Raw genomic sequence first — 15096 nt, 5'->3', positions numbered from 1 at the left:
GTTCGGTCTTCAGACTTTTCCGACTTTCGGACTTCCTCACTCCCACTTAAATCAATTATCTTTGCACACTATTTACCAAGGCGATATTTAATGTCACAACTCAACAAATATAAACGATTCACCATTACATCGGCCCTGCCTTATGCCAACGGCCCCTTACATATCGGTCACCTTGCCGGTGCTTACCTGCCGGCAGATATTTTTGTGCGGTATTTAAGGTTGAAAAAGAAGGACGTGGTGTACATATGCGGCTCGGATGAGCACGGTGCTGCTATTACCATCAAAGCCAAAAAAGAAGATACTACCCCGCAAGCCATTATCGATAAATACCACAAACAGATAAAAGATAGTTTTGAAGAGTTCGGTATCGCATTTGATATTTATCACCGTACCTCGTCGCCTATTCATCATGAGCTAAGCCAGGAGTTTTTCCTGAACCTATATGAAAAGGACGAGTTTATTGAAAAATTCTCCGATCAGTATTTTGACGAAGATTATCAGCAGTTTCTGGCCGACCGTTATATCATCGGAACCTGCCCTAATTGCGGTAACGAAAATGCCTACGGCGACCAGTGCGAGCGCTGCGGCACCTCCCTTAGCCCTACCGACCTCATCAACCCGACCTCGACCCTGAGTGGCAAAACGCCCGTGCTTAAATCAACCAAGCACTGGTACCTGCCTTTAGATAAATACCAGCCATGGCTGGAGCAATGGATAGATGCCAAAGAAGGCAGCTGGAAAGTGAATGTTTTTGGCCAGTGCAAATCATGGCTAAAATCGGGCCTGCAACCACGCTCCATGACCCGCGACCTTGACTGGGGTATTGACGTTCCATTAGCCGAAGCCAAAGGCAAAAAGCTTTACGTGTGGATGGATGCGCCTATCGGTTATATTTCGGCCACCAAACAATGGGCTATTGATAATAAAAAAGACTGGAAACTATACTGGAAAAAACAAGCCGACGAGCAGGATGATGCTTGCTTATTGCATTTTATCGGTAAGGATAATATCGTATTCCATTGTATTATTTTTCCATCGATACTGCATGCGCACGGCGAATATATTTTGCCGCAAAACGTACCGGCCAACGAGTTTTTGAATTTAGAGGGTGATAAACTTTCCACTTCACGTAACCACGCGGTTTGGCTGCATGAGTACCTGGAAGAGTTTCCGGGCAAACAGGATGAATTACGCTATGTACTAACCTCCATCCTACCCGAAACCAGCGACAGCGAGTTTACCTGGAAAGATTACCAGGCCCGGGTAAATAACGAGCTGGTAGCCATATTAGGTAACTTTGTGAACCGGGTAATGATACTGATGCATAAGTTTTACGATGGTAAAATTGAGGCGGATACCGACAGGATTGAATTTACCGACGAAAGCCTGAGCAACGGCATCGGCGAATATTACGACGAGATAGAGAAGAACCTTGAAGCTTACCGCTACCGCCAGGCTTTGCAGGCGGTAATGGATATGGCCCGCTTAGGTAACCGCTACCTGACCGAAAAAGAGCCGTGGAAAACCATTAAAACAGACCCTGCCGCTGCCAAAGAAGCGCTGCACAACTGTTTGCTACTGATTGGTCATCTGGCTACTGCTGCGCAGGCGTTTTTACCGGCTACAGCTAAGAAGATCATTACCATGCTTAACTTGCCAAATGAGCCGATTGCTTATGACCAGGAAATGTATTTTAACAACGGCCACCAGTTGAACCCGGCTGCGCTGTTGTTTGAAAAGGTAGAGGATGATGTAATAGAAGCCCAGCTTAAAAAACTTGCAGATAAAAAGGTAGTAGCTCCACCAAAATCGGCCGATGTATTGCCGGCAAAAGAAAACGTTAACTACGAAACCTTTGCCACCATGGATATCCGCACGGGTACCATTTTAACTGCCGAAAAGGTTGCCAAAACCAAAAAGCTGCTGAAACTAACCATTGACACAGGAATTGACGAGCGCACCGTAGTATCCGGCATTGCCGAATATTATGAGCCGGAAAACATCATAGGCCAAAAAGTAAGCATACTGGTAAACCTGGAGCCGAGGGAGATCAAAGGTATTGTATCGCAAGGCATGATCCTGATGGCCGAAAACAGCGAAGGCAAGCTGAGCTTTGTTGCCCCTACTGAAGATTTCCACAATGGCGCAGTAATTCGTTAAATGTGCAGATTTGAGGTTTGCAGATGTGCAAATGAAGCCGTTTTAAATTTTGAATTTTAGGGTGTGATTTTTCATTGAAAAATTGCACCTTTGCAAACTAAATAAAAGATCAGTCTTTTTTTGAGGCTGATTTTTAAACGGTCCCGTAGTTCAACGGATAGAATAGGAGTTTCCTAAACTCTAGATATGAGTTCGATTCTCGTCGGGACCACGAAAGCCAGTAGTTGATTATAATTACTGGCTTTTTTTACGTTGGGGGAATTAATCCAAATCTAAATGAGCCCATTGGGCCGTTTTGAAGAGCTATCTTTGGATACAAGTAGGCAAAGGATTATATGAGCGGGAAGTTCTTCATGCTACTGATATAAATCCCCCTATTGTTCCCCCATCAGATATAAAAACACAAAAACTTGTCCTATTTTAGGATTTGCTACTTAAGGTAGTTCGATTCCTATCCGGAATAGAACTACCCTAAGTAACGCAATCGCTATCGCTATCTTTGTTTAAATCAAACTTATATATTATGGCATTATATACCCTTCTGTTGCTGGATATGAGAAAACGAGTTTTTCATCGGATGAATGATATAAATCAAACAAGAAATGAGCACATCACAAATAACGTTGTTTCTATGGTTCATGCTAATATGCTAATTCAGCTTAGAGAAATTGACTTTCAAGACAATAGTTTAGCCTTTGAAAAACAGGGATGGAAAGAAGATCAAGCATTGTATGACAAATTAATAATGGAATATAAAGACAAGACCGGGAAGTTCCTAACGGCTTGGGTTCAATAAGCATTCAAATTCGTTATTACTGACGATGACAACAAAGGTTGAATCTGTTCAAAAAATCAATCTTAATTCAAGCATTGGAGGCTGAAGATAAATTTATTGTATGCGAATGATCATTTTGAGCCCTTCCGAGTTGCCTTTTCACACAGTTGTAAATTAACTAAAACAAAAGAGCTATTTTTGACATAAATATAACCTTACATAACAATTAATAAACTTGAATAACATTAACCTAAATATTAGCGAGGGCTTCCTTAAGAGTAATCCGTATTCAACATACATTGTTGAGGCTGTCAATAAAATTACCAAGCTTCAAAACCTTGCTAAAGTAAATCTTAATCTAAAATCTGAGGTACTTGTTGGTAGCCGGAAGCCGTCATCAACAACAATTACTTTTAATGAAGACGGTACAGTAGCCACGATAACTATACCATTTTTTGTGGCGTACGTTAATCCAAATAAGACTTCTGCTCCGCCAAGCGTTGCGGGGGTGATATCAAGTATCGATCACGCTATAGATAGGGCTGGTAAGTTGCATAAAGAACAGTTTCCCATCGACAAAAGTAGTGAATCAGATGGGGGTGAATCAAACTTTGTTGACGGAAATACTACCGCTCTGTGACTTGGGCGACATTTTTGGTATTGAAATATTATATTTAAATAACTTCCTGATAATAAATCATATGCTTACATATCTTGACCATGAATTAGACACCAGAGTAGATTGCTACTCAATTATGTTAAAAATTAGTATCGGTGATTATTTAAAATTCATTCAAACCGTTTATAAAGACCAAGGAGGCATCAAAGGACAAAGAGCGCCGTTAAAAACAAAATCAGCTCAACGCATTCGCAAAAGATTAATTGATGATTTGAAACGTGGTACGGTTATTCCTCCAATTGTTTTGGGATTGAGATTAGATAATGAACATTTCACAGATCTTACAAGTGACATTCCATCAAAAAGCTTGAGTATCTTCCAAAGAATAGATGTAGCGAAGCAGGTAAGTATTATTGACGGAATGCAACGCACAACGGCCTTATATGAAGCTGTCCCGGCAAGCTTTTTTGAACCTGCTTTAGCTGTCGCTAATGACGGTGAAGGTTACTTAGATGTAAAGAAATCTATACGTTTAGAAATTTGGGTTGCCAAGGCCACAAATAGTCTTATATACAGAATGCTTGTTCTCAATTCCGGGCAAATACCGTGGAACATCAAAAGACAATTAGAAGTTGTATTCACGCAGTTAAAAACGGAACTTGAAGGTAACGTAAATGGTCTGGAGCTTAACACATCAGACGATAAGGATAGCCGTAAACAAGCGGGGCAGTATCAAGCCAGCCAGTTCATTGAACTATTTATGTTATTTGGCGCCAAACGCATTAACATCGATGTTCAAGAGGAACTCGCAGAAGAGTTTGCGCGGTTAGATATAATTGCTACAAGTGGAAATGCAGAGTTTATGAATATGTTTTATGGCATATCTCGACTGCTTGTAGGATTGGATCAGCAGTTTTCGAGAGTTCCTACAACTAAAGGTGAAATCGTATTAGCAAAGCATAAAACAGGCCTATCAATATTCTCATCGCAGCCTGCAAGGGCAGGCTTTGTTGTTGCGGCCTCGCAAGAAATCTTTGGCGTTCCGGGTATTGAATTTACGATTGAGGAGCAGAAGAAAAGATTTGATGATATACGGCAGCTTACTGATGGACTCGTGAAAAAATTAAGTGATGCTGATGTTTCCATTATAGATGAGTTTATTGATTTACCGACTTTAGATGAAAGGACAAACAAAAAGTCAGGTAAGGTAGGGGAATTTGAAAGAGCGTTTTTCTTGGACTCCTTTAAAACCTTTTTCACTTTGTTAAGAAGTGGCAGTCTAACAATTATGACTCCTTGCTGGAGTACCAAGTTGTAACATGAGTCGCAACGCCAAAAGTACTATGGAGCTTGTATTTGATACAATCAAATTACATGCGCAACCCAACCCCTTGCCATATCCAAAAGAATGGAATTATGACCGATGGGTTTATGGAGATATGACCGAATTTGCATGGTTAACTACTACAAAGTTATATAAATCAGTTGATTTGTCATTCGATATCAAACTCTCTTTGTTTGACTTTGATCAAAAGCGATATTTCGTCACAACTGGTTTGTCTGAACCTGAAATAGAGCCCAAAGGATTTGTAAACATCGGCATGAATGCGGGGCTTTTTACATTGGTAGTTTCTGAATTTGAATTGTCAGTTGTAAAAGATATTACAGCAAATTATATAGACAACTACATTCTTTCTCAAAGCCTTGAGAACAAACCTTACAAAGGTCACGATTACACGGATTTGGTGAGACTGTTCCCAACGATAAATGCATTCGAGCTAACAGCTGATTTCCCAGGTGATAGCAACAACATCGCTCAAATTGCTGCGATATTTGTTTCGTCGAACGCGCAGTATAGCCGATTGTCTTTCAGCAAAGCAGCATTGAAACAGTTGTCTGCACTTTCTTACGTGAATTCAGAAGTGCTTATATACGACAACATATTACAAGCGTTATTCTCATCAAATTTCAAGTTTGCATTTCTCGACCTCTACAGATGCGTTGAGATGTTGTTTCAACTTATTTATATTGATGATATGCATGCAGCTTTGCCTGCTGGGGTTTCCAAAATAGACCTTCTAAATGCAGTTGATGATGCATTGGGGTGGAAACCTATTGAACGGCAATCAGTATCAAAAATATTTGAAAAGACTCCACCGACAGAGTTGACTGCGTTAATCGGAATCATCAAAAAAGTTTCAGGCAAAACCGCAGACCACTCAGGTTGGTACTATGATTTGCGATGTCAAATTGTCCATTTAAAAACCAAACAAAAAACGATTGAAATAGATAATACAACTTGGAATCAACTAATCGAGGGTTCATGCCAACTATTATGTTATTGGTATAATCACTTTCAAAAATTAACCTGATAATTAAAGGAATTTATAGGTGCAATTCAAATTAAGCATAAAAACGCGGGATGCATTGATCATATCTTCAACCTAATTTCCTTATGGTCTCGAACCATAGAACCCAAAGCAAAACGTAGGCAAATCCCATTGACGGGGAAACCGGCCTTCCTGCAAAAATTTGACGATGAATAACGATGAAGTACTGTAAAAATCCCCATTCTATATTCTCGTGGGGACCACAGAACAACAGAACCGACAAGTCAAACTATTGCAGGCTCAGTTTATACCTTACCCCTGCTCAATCTGCTTCAAACTATCCATCTTTTTATAAGCCAAAAATCCTTTAATATCCTCAAAATGTTCACGAACGCGTTTATTGCCAAACTCAAATACTTTTTGTACCAGTCCGTCAAGGAAATCCCTGTCGTGAGATACAAGGATAAGCGTTCCGTCAAAATCCTTTAGGGCATCTTTAATGATATCCTTGGTCTTCATATCCAGGTGGTTGGTTGGCTCATCCAGGATCAGCACGTTTACAGGCTCCAGCAGTAGCTTGATCATAGCCAAACGTGTTTTTTCTCCGCCCGAAAGTACTTTGACCTTTTTGGTGGTATCATCGCCGCTGAACATAAATGCACCTAAAAGATCTTTGATCTTTACGGTGCCATCACTTAACGGGATCTGATCGATGGTTTCAAATACCGTTAAATTCTCATCTAACAAAGCCGCCTGGTTTTGGGCAAAGTACCCGATCTTGGCGTTGTGACCTACTTTTAAACTTCCTTCAAAATCAATCTCGCCCATGATAGCTTTAATCATGGTTGATTTGCCTTCACCGTTTTTACCAACAAATGCTACTTTTTCGCCCCGCTCAATCACCATGGCTGCCTTCTGGAACACCACATGGTCACCATAGGTTTTCGTCAGGTCTTCAACCATTACCGGATATTGACCGGAACGCGGCGATGGAGGGAACTTCAATCGCAATGCCGAAGTATCCACTTCATCTATCTCAATGACCTCAAGCTTTTCGAGCATTTTTACGCGGGATTGTACCTGCAAAGTTTTGGAGTACGTGCCTCTGAACCGGTCGATAAATTCCTGGTTATCGGCAATAAAACGCTGTTGTTCTTCGTAGGCTTTTAATTGGTGTACCCGGCGGTCGGCACGCAACTGGAGATAATGGGTGTATTTAGCTTTATAATCATAGATCCTGCCCATGGTAACCTCAATGGTACGGTTGGTGATGTTATCCACAAACGTACGGTCGTGGGAGATAACCATCACCGCCTTTGCCGAGTTTACCAGGAAATCTTCCAGCCATTGTATACTCTCAATATCCATGTGGTTGGTAGGCTCATCCAGCAAGATCAGGTCCGGTTTCTTTAATAGAATTTTGGCCAGCTCGATCCGCATGCGCCATCCGCCCGAAAACTCGGAAGTTTGGCGGGTGAAATCCTTGCGCTCAAAACCCAAGCCCTTCAATACCTTTTCAACCTCTGCATCATAATTCACCTCCTCCTGCGAATAAACTTTCTCGCTCAGCTCCGATACCCGCTCAATCAGCTTCATGTAGTCGTCACTGTCGTAATCGGTACGAATATTAAGTTGCTCATTCACTTCGTCCAGCTCTTTCTGCATCTGATTAGCCTCGTCAAAAGTTTTCATCGTTTCCTCAAAAACGGTAACGTTATCCTGGGTAAGCAAGTGCTGCGGCAAATACGCTATTACCGCGTCCTTTGGTCCGGTTACGTTGCCTGTAGTAGGTTTTGGCTGCGCCGGCGATGATCTTGAGGATGGTCGACTTGCCTGCGCCATTCTTGCCCATCAGGGCTATCTTATCATTCTCGTTGATGGAGAAGGTTACGTCACTAAATAAGGTGGTTCCGCCAAATGAAACGGAGATGTTGTTGACATTGATCACTGTATGGTAATATTGAATTTTGCGCAAAGATAAGTGAAAGACATAGAATTATGGCAGGAACTATGAAGAGGCTATCGAACCGCGTTTGCCTATACCGATGTTGAAGATTTGCAATCCACCTATATCAAAAAAATAAATAGCAAATAGCCTAATTTAGGAAACACTGCAAGCTATGAGCTTAGAAATATCCTCACTGAGGCCAAATTTCAACTAAAAAGCCTTTAATCTGAAGATCAAAGGCTTTTTACAAGATATAGGTTAACGGTGCGGAGATCATCTAACCATCCGCTGAATCTCCGCTGTTTCCTTTTAATAGTAAACCAGGGTCACTGGGTAATATTCACCGTTCCCATATCAGTGACGGTGCCGTTTGCTACCGAAACATTGGCTACTGTTTTGATGGCATAGGGGCTAACCGGAACAAATTTCACCTGGTAACTGCCCGCTGCCAGGCCAGGGAAATAATATTTACCGGTGGCATCTGTAGTTGAGCCAATGGTGTCGGCACCTGTAATAGCATATACCTTTGGTGAGGATGCGGCCGGGCTAACTACACCGGTCAGTGCACCCGAAGCGGCAGTAGCAATTGCGCGGATCACTGGTTTGAGGATGTACTTGCCGTTACCGGTAAGTACTACGGATTGCGCGGCGTCAAAGTCCAAACGCATAGTATAGGCAATACCGGCGGTAAGCTTATCATGAACGTTCAGCTTCACGCCGGAGGTCTGGCCACTTGGCGTGGTCAGGTCATATGACACTCCAGCTACAATTACACGGTTACCGCTGTCGTTCAACACCAGGCGCACCTGCTGAATAGTCCCTGCGGGGATATCCTGATCGGCCAGCACAGTATCACGGCCAGAACGGAAACGCAGGATATCAACCGCGCCTCCATTCACATTGAGCGTTTGTTCACCTTTGTCGGTTACTATGATCACACTTTTGATATTCAGGATCACGGCGTCAAAAGCGCCAGGGGCATCGGTCATTTTCACGGTCACGTGGGCGGTACTCCCGTTATTGGTACTATCCTTTTTACAGGAAAAGAGCATAAGGCTTAGGGCTGCAGTAAATAAAAATAGCTTTTTCATGATTTAAAAAGTTTGTTTATTGAGGGAACAAATCCGCCTATTTTTTGTGCCAATGTGACGATGAATGATGTGATTGTGTCGACGAATAGGCGCATAGCAGCTTGCAGCAATGCTTTATTACCTTTTGCCGGAAGCACAACTCGTTCTTTTCGCAAGAAATTATCATGCCATGTCCCCCTTTACCAAAGCCGATCGTCATTAGCACAAACAATAAACTATGAAAAGTGCATTACATATTATTTCAAGCGCGCGCGGCGCGTTGTCGTACAGCCGGTGTCTCAGCACAGCAATCATTAATAAGCTCATCGATAAAGGTGAAATCGACAAGGTAGTAGAAAGGGATTTGGCCAAAGCACCTCCGCCGTTTTTGGATGAGGCATTGATCTGGGAGTTCTATAAATTTCCGGAGATGATTGACGAGAGAGGGGAAAGATTCCTTAGCTATGCCAATGCTATTTTCAACGAGATGAACGAGGCTGAAATCATTGTCATAAGTACGCCTATGCATAACCTGGGAATATCTTCTCTTTTAAAAGCCTGGCTCGACCAGTTGGTACGTGTTGGTGTCAGCTATAAGTTTAATGCGGATGGCACAAAAACAGGCTGCCTAACCAGCAAAAAGGTATATTTGGCTATAGCATCCGGCGGAAGACTGGCATATTGGCCCAGGGAGTATGAGTTTATCGAATCATATATAAAAGCAGTATTTAGTGCCTATGCCGGAATTACCGACGTTTGCACCTACAGAGTTGAGGGTACTGCCGAGCCAAATTTCAGAGTAGATTACGAAGGCATTATACAAAACCTTTAGTTACAGATATGAAAGAGTTTATGCTGATTTTCAGGATGAAAGACGTTGAGGATTTTAAGCCGACACCCGAACAGATACAGGAACGCCTGAACTGGCTGGCCGGTATTGCCGCTCAAAATAAGTTGGTAGACCATGGCAATTCTCTATTACCGTTTTCGGGAAGCGCGGCAACTATACGGACTGGTGGCGTAGTGACCGATGGGCCATATACCGAAATTAAGGAGTTTATAGTAGGCTATGTTATTATAAGGGCAGAAACAATTGATGAAGCGATTGAATTGGTTAAAGATAGTCCAATCTTCAAGCTTGGAGGAAACGTTGAAATCAGGGAAGTTTTAAAACGTTAGCGATATTGGAGGCCACGCGATTGAACAATAATACTTTATTGACTGAGCTTTACAGGCAGGAATACCTTAAGATGATTGCTGTGTTGTGCCGCTATTTTGGATTGAAGCATATTGAAATTGCAGAAGATATCATCGGTGAAACGTTCCTTAAAGCATCTGAAAGCTGGACCATCGCCGGTGTCCCTGAAAACCCCGTGGCCTGGCTTTATACTGTTGCTCAAAACAAGACGAAAGATCATTTTAAACGTGCTACGCTTTTTGATACGAAAATTGCAGCCAACATTAAACAGAACACGGCAGAACCGGAACCAGATGTTGAATTCGGGAGTGAGCCTATTGGAGACAGCCAGTTGGCTATGATCTTTGCAGTTTGTGACCCGGGTAATTCTGCCGGGAGCCAGATCTGCCTGGCGCTACGGATCCTTTGCGGTTTTACCATAGAAGAAATCGCCAATGCTTTTTTGACCAGGACAGAGACTATAAAAAAACGCTTGCACCGGGCCAAAACCAGCCTTCGCAACAGCCATTTCCAGATCGGGGTATTAACCGAATCCAATATTAAGTTTCGCTTAAATAACGTACTTAAAACATTATACCTGTTATTTAATGAAGGTTATTTTTCAAAAACAAATGATCAACTGATCAGGAATGAACTCTGTGCGGAAGCCATAAGACTGACACTTATCCTGACAGCAAACCCGTTAACCGATACAACACAAACCAAAGCGCTCCTGGCCCTGATGTGTTACCAAAGCTCGCGGCTTGAAGCACGTACCAACAATAGTGGCGAAATTATTCTTTATGACGAACAGGATCAAAATCTATGGAATAAAGATCTCATTGAAAAAGGTAATTACTATTTTGTACAATCCTGTCAGGGTAATCAAGCCTCAAAATATCACCTCGAAGCGAGTATCGCCTATTGGCATACCAAACCTGCAGATCGCGATAAGTGGCAGCATATTTTGCAACTTTATAATCAGCTTATTTTAATAGAATACTCACCTGTAACCGCATTGAACAGGGCATTTGCCATTGCCAGGGTTTACGGACATGAAAAAGCTATACGGGAGACAGAGAAACTAAAACTGATTGATAGCGATCACTATCACAAGCTATTAGGCTACTTGTATGAAACTGTAGATGTTGATAAAGCGGTTGAACAATACAGCCTGGCGGCTCAAATAACCAGGGCTAAAACAGTAAAACAAGCTTTGAATAAAAAAATAGAACAATTAAGACGCTGAAGCTGCCATAAGAAAGAAGCCCTTTAAACGGTTAACGAACAAATACATTCTTCACAATTATCAATCCCCCTTTTCTTTTTAAATTAAATACCTGTATTTTAGATAATTAATTTCTCCCGCCCGGGTAGAATTCGCCGAAAGGCATTACCAGTTTTAAACCGATATTTAATAATAACAAAAATGGAACAGCAACCTAACCAGCCATCACCCGAAAACATTATGAAAATTGGCACAGGATTTTGGGCCTCAAAAATCCTTTTAACTGCCGTAAGTTTTCAATTGTTCACCCGGCTTGCCGAAAAGAAAACCATGAAAGCCAACGATATCAAAAACATTTTAGGGCTTAAATGTACCAACAGGAATGTTTACGATTTTTTAGATGCGTTAACCATTTTTGGTTTTTTAAAGCGTGAAGGTATTTTGGATACGGCTATTTATTCAAATTCTCTCGACACGGACACATTTTTAGATAAAAACAAGCCATCATACATTGGCGGCATCCTTGAAATGATGAACAATCGTTTATATACATTTTGGGGTAGCCTGGGCGAAGGGCTGCTTACCGGGCTTCCGCAAAACGAAATAAAAAAAAGCGAGGATTTTTTTGGCTTAATATATTCAGATCCTGAAAAATTGAAAGGGTTTATTAATGCAATGAGTGGCATTCAAATGGGGAATTTTATGGCCTTTGCTCAAAAATTTGATTTTACCCCATATAAAACACTGATTGATGTAGGCGGTTCGGCCGGGCTACTTTCATTGATGGTTGCCAGGCATAATGCCCATATGCGTTGCACCAGTTTTGACCTGCTGCCGGTTGAGCCTGTTGCAAACGCAACTATACAGCAATTCGGGCTATCCGACCAGGTAAACACAGCAAGCGGCGACTTCTTCACTATGCCGATACCCAATGCAGATATTGTTGTAATGGGAAATATCCTGCATGATTGGGACGAGGAAAATAAAATATCATTAATGAAAAAAGCTTATGACGCGCTCCCCGCCAACGGAGCATTTGTAGCTATCGAAAACATAATAGATAGCGAGCGAAAGGAAAATGTTTTTGGAATGATGATGAGTTTGAATATGCTTATTGAAACGGGCACCGGGTTTGATTACACATTTGCCGACTTCAACAGGTGGGCAAATATTGCTGGGTTTAAATCAACTTCAATCATTCCATTAACCGGGCCATCAAGCGCGGCAGTTGCATACAAGTAGATGAATGGTTCGATATTACTGAGAGAAAGAAATACAGGCAAGAAGTTCAAATTTTATTAAAAAATAGCACGGCTGGCGCCTCCGTCTACCTGTATGGTTGTCCCGCTGATGTATGCCGCCTGTGCCGATGAAAGGAATGCTACCAGGGCTGCAAACTCTTCCGGCTTACCAATGCGTCCGAGCGGAATGCTTTTAGCTTTTTCCTTAATTGCCTCTTCGGGGTCCACGTCCCCGGGCAGTGTGTGCCTGATCCGATCTGTCAGAATAAGGCCCGGTGCGATATTATTGACAGTAATTCCATAAACGCCTAATTCGTCGGCAAGCATTTTGGCCGTACCAACTACGCCCATACGCATCGCGGTAGACAGCACCGAGTTGGTCAATACAGACTTGACCGAGCCACTAACGATATTGATAATACGGCCGCTGCCTGCCGTTTTCATGAACGGCAATACCAACCGGGATGTGCGAACGAAACTGAGCATGTTTTGTTCATAGGCCTGCTGCCATTGCGTGTCGTCAAAGCTCTCAAATTTTCCGAAAGGTGGCCCTCCGGCGTTATTAACCAATATATCTATCCGTCCGTATATGCTGCCCGCCCGATTTATAAACGAAGCCAATTGCCCGCTATCGCTGACGTCTACCGGAAAGCAGGACACTTCATTGCCCGTTTTTGAACTAATGTCGTCTGCGGCCTCGTTAAGCTCTGCCGCGTTCCGCGAACCGATGATGACTTTCGCGCCTTCTGCTGATAAAGCCATTGCCGAGGCTTTTCCTAATCCTTTACTCGCAGCCAATACAACAGCTACCTTTTGATCTAATCCGAGGTTCATAAGGCAAATCTTTTAAGAGGCAAATCTCCTGAATTTTTAGTTATGAGGACTGTTATTCCGAAAAAATGATCCAAACATCACTATTTAGATTTGATCTTTTAATGGTGGAGGCTCATGAAGCGCAAGTTCCCAATCTTCAAACGGAGGTTCTACAACAAAAGAGTGATCACAATATGCCCGAAGATAATCCGTTGCTCTTTTTTCTGCATATTTGGCGTTCAGCACCTTTCCAGTATCATCCAGTTCAATCACATTGGCATAAATTGCAAATACCTGTTCAATGGCGTTTGGCTCATTACCATATAACGTAAGATAATCAATTCCTTCAAGTGTGTACTGACTACCGCTTGCCATGAAATAGGTAAACGTTCTTAATGCGCCGCTAAATGAATTGCTTAGTTTCATGCCATAAATTTAGCGTGTTTCTTTATAAGAATTGAAAGTCCGCTAAATGAGAAATAAAACAATGCGATAACCGGTTGATTAAATTCTAACTGATAATAGCTACCCCTTTCACCTGTTTGCCCTGCTCAGTTTCCTTCTAAACCTTGAAGCCAGGGATTCCAAATCACGTTTCTCAATGTCTTCGGGCTTATGGAACTGGGATAAAACAAGGGCCCTTGAAAGTTGAATAGTACCGTTGGTGGTTTTTACAAGAACGTTGTCTCCGCGTTCTGAATGATTTTTATAATTTCCGATTTGAGGATCGATACCGGCAAGGCGCATCAATAATTCAACTATAGCATAGAGCGGCAGTTTGTTCTTCGACATACATTTTGCTTATGTTGTTTAATACTAAGTTAAGTATATTTTAACAATTAATAAATAATACCCCTTCTCTGGCCTTACAAGGCGTGGTGTGATAAGGCCGGCCAAACAAAAATTTATAGCCTAAAACTATCTTCATTCTTTATTATCATATATCATAAATTTACCTCTATGAAAAAACTAACCTTTTTAACCTTATTTGCCCTGCTCAGCAAATTTGGTTTCGCACAAAATTTAAACAGTATGCAATGGTACAGTAAACCTCAAAAATCATTAATAGAAGGTAGTACGCTGCGCATGACCGTTGACCCCGCAACCGACTACTGGCGGGTAACACATTATGGATTTATAAGGGATAACGGTCCATTTTATTTTACCGAACAGCAAGGCGATTTTGAAGCCAGCGTAAAAATTACCGGGGCCTACAAAGAGCTGTTTCACCAGGCCGGGTTAATGGTAAGGATAGATAACAAAAACTGGATAAAAACCGGAATTGAATATGTTGACGGCGTGCAAAACGTAAGTGCTGTAGTTACCCGCGAAGTTTCGGACTGGTCGGTAGTGCCGAGGCATGACAGTCCCAAATCGGTTTGGCTGAAACTGCTGCGCAAAGGCGATTTCGTAGAGATCAAATATTCGTTCGATGGTGAAAAATATGATATGCTCCGCCTGGCTTATTTTCCGCCCAATGTAAAAGCGATGATAGGAATGGTGGCGGCAGCACCGGGCAAACAAAGCTTTGATGTAAAGTTTGAAGATTTCAAAGTTCAGAAGATCAGCAAGTAATTTTGCCGGAAGATGGATAGAGCTAAGCCTTTGAACTGGAGTTTGAAGGCTTTTTTATTTTAAAAGTATTATGGTGGAAAGAGGAATGGATATCGCTTTCATTACATTTCAATCATTTTTGTTATTTTTGCCCCGGTAAACTACCATTCCCTCTATGTGA

Annotated in this window: 14 protein-coding genes, 1 tRNA gene and 1 pseudogene; 11 read left to right on the top strand and 5 right to left on the bottom strand. The window is 41.9% G+C overall.

Annotated features, from left to right (window positions below; genetic code table 11):
• Positions 1-90: 90 nt before the first annotated feature.
• The 6 genes from metG (at position 91) to ABID99_RS28365 (ending at position 5926) form a co-directional block, all read left to right on the top strand.
• Positions 91-2160 (top strand): methionine--tRNA ligase, encoded by a 2070-nt coding sequence (gene metG / locus ABID99_RS28390; RefSeq protein ID WP_373615849.1) that lies wholly within the window; start codon positions 91-93, stop codon positions 2158-2160.
• A gap of 139 nt (positions 2161-2299) precedes the next feature.
• Positions 2300-2371 (top strand) — tRNA-Arg (locus tag ABID99_RS28385).
• A gap of 312 nt (positions 2372-2683) precedes the next feature.
• Positions 2684-2956 carry a hypothetical protein gene (locus ABID99_RS28380; protein ID WP_373615848.1) on the top strand — a complete coding sequence of 91 codons (273 nt, stop codon included), beginning with the start codon at positions 2684-2686 and terminating at the stop codon, positions 2954-2956.
• A gap of 214 nt (positions 2957-3170) precedes the next feature.
• Complete coding sequence (locus ABID99_RS28375; protein ID WP_373615847.1) at positions 3171-3575, top strand: hypothetical protein; 405 nt, start codon at positions 3171-3173, stop codon at positions 3573-3575.
• 1 nt (position 3576) lies between these two features.
• Entirely contained in the window at positions 3577-4872 is a 1296-nt protein-coding gene (locus ABID99_RS28370; RefSeq protein WP_373615846.1) for a hypothetical protein, read from the top strand.
• A gap of 25 nt (positions 4873-4897) precedes the next feature.
• Positions 4898-5926, top strand: coding sequence for a hypothetical protein (locus ABID99_RS28365; protein WP_373615845.1), 1029 nt, complete (start codon positions 4898-4900; stop codon positions 5924-5926).
• 270 nt (positions 5927-6196) lie between these two features.
• Here ABID99_RS28365 and ABID99_RS28360 read toward each other — a convergent pair.
• Together ABID99_RS28360 and ABID99_RS28355 are read right to left on the bottom strand one after the other, a co-directional pair.
• Positions 6197-7832, bottom strand: a pseudogene (locus ABID99_RS28360) (ABC-F family ATP-binding cassette domain-containing protein).
• Between the two features lie 326 nt (positions 7833-8158).
• Entirely contained in the window at positions 8159-8923 is a 765-nt protein-coding gene (locus ABID99_RS28355; protein ID WP_373615844.1) for a DUF4382 domain-containing protein, read from the bottom strand.
• Between the two features lie 217 nt (positions 8924-9140).
• On the opposite strand from ABID99_RS28355, the gene ABID99_RS28350 reads away from it, so the two are divergent.
• The 4 genes from ABID99_RS28350 (at position 9141) to ABID99_RS28335 (ending at position 12549) form a co-directional block, all read left to right on the top strand.
• Positions 9141-9734, top strand: a complete 594-nt coding sequence (locus ABID99_RS28350) for an FMN-dependent NADH-azoreductase (RefSeq protein WP_176628814.1) — start codon at positions 9141-9143, stop codon at positions 9732-9734.
• 8 nt (positions 9735-9742) lie between these two features.
• Positions 9743-10081 carry a YciI family protein gene (locus tag ABID99_RS28345; RefSeq protein WP_373615843.1) on the top strand — a complete coding sequence of 113 codons (339 nt, stop codon included), beginning with the start codon at positions 9743-9745 and terminating at the stop codon, positions 10079-10081.
• Between the two features lie 20 nt (positions 10082-10101).
• On the top strand, positions 10102-11328 hold the full coding sequence (locus tag ABID99_RS28340; RefSeq protein ID WP_373615842.1) for an RNA polymerase sigma factor: 1227 nt from the start codon (positions 10102-10104) through the stop codon (positions 11326-11328).
• 180 nt (positions 11329-11508) lie between these two features.
• Positions 11509-12549, top strand: coding sequence for a methyltransferase (locus ABID99_RS28335; RefSeq protein ID WP_373615841.1), 1041 nt, complete (start codon positions 11509-11511; stop codon positions 12547-12549).
• Positions 12550-12605: 56 nt separating this feature from the next.
• Here the strand turns inward: ABID99_RS28335 and ABID99_RS28330 are convergent, their stop codons facing one another.
• The 3 genes from ABID99_RS28330 to ABID99_RS28320 form a co-directional block, all read right to left on the bottom strand.
• On the bottom strand, positions 12606-13382 hold the full coding sequence (locus ABID99_RS28330) for an SDR family oxidoreductase (RefSeq protein WP_373615840.1): 777 nt from the start codon (positions 13380-13382) through the stop codon (positions 12606-12608).
• Between the two features lie 84 nt (positions 13383-13466).
• Positions 13467-13787, bottom strand: a complete 321-nt coding sequence (locus ABID99_RS28325; protein ID WP_373615839.1) for a hypothetical protein — start codon at positions 13785-13787, stop codon at positions 13467-13469.
• A gap of 108 nt (positions 13788-13895) precedes the next feature.
• Entirely contained in the window at positions 13896-14153 is a 258-nt protein-coding gene (locus tag ABID99_RS28320; protein WP_090534727.1) for a hypothetical protein, read from the bottom strand.
• Positions 14154-14321: 168 nt separating this feature from the next.
• Between ABID99_RS28320 and ABID99_RS28315 the strand changes: the two genes are divergently transcribed.
• Entirely contained in the window at positions 14322-14936 is a 615-nt protein-coding gene (locus ABID99_RS28315; protein ID WP_373615838.1) for a DUF1349 domain-containing protein, read from the top strand.
• Positions 14937-15096: the final 160 nt, after the last annotated feature.

The organism is Mucilaginibacter sp. OAE612 (assembly GCF_041806395.1).
GTDB lineage: Bacteria > Bacteroidota > Bacteroidia > Sphingobacteriales > Sphingobacteriaceae > Mucilaginibacter > Mucilaginibacter rubeus.
The sequence above is the reverse complement of the archived record's forward strand: the minus strand, read 5'-3'. Positions and strand labels throughout refer to the sequence as shown.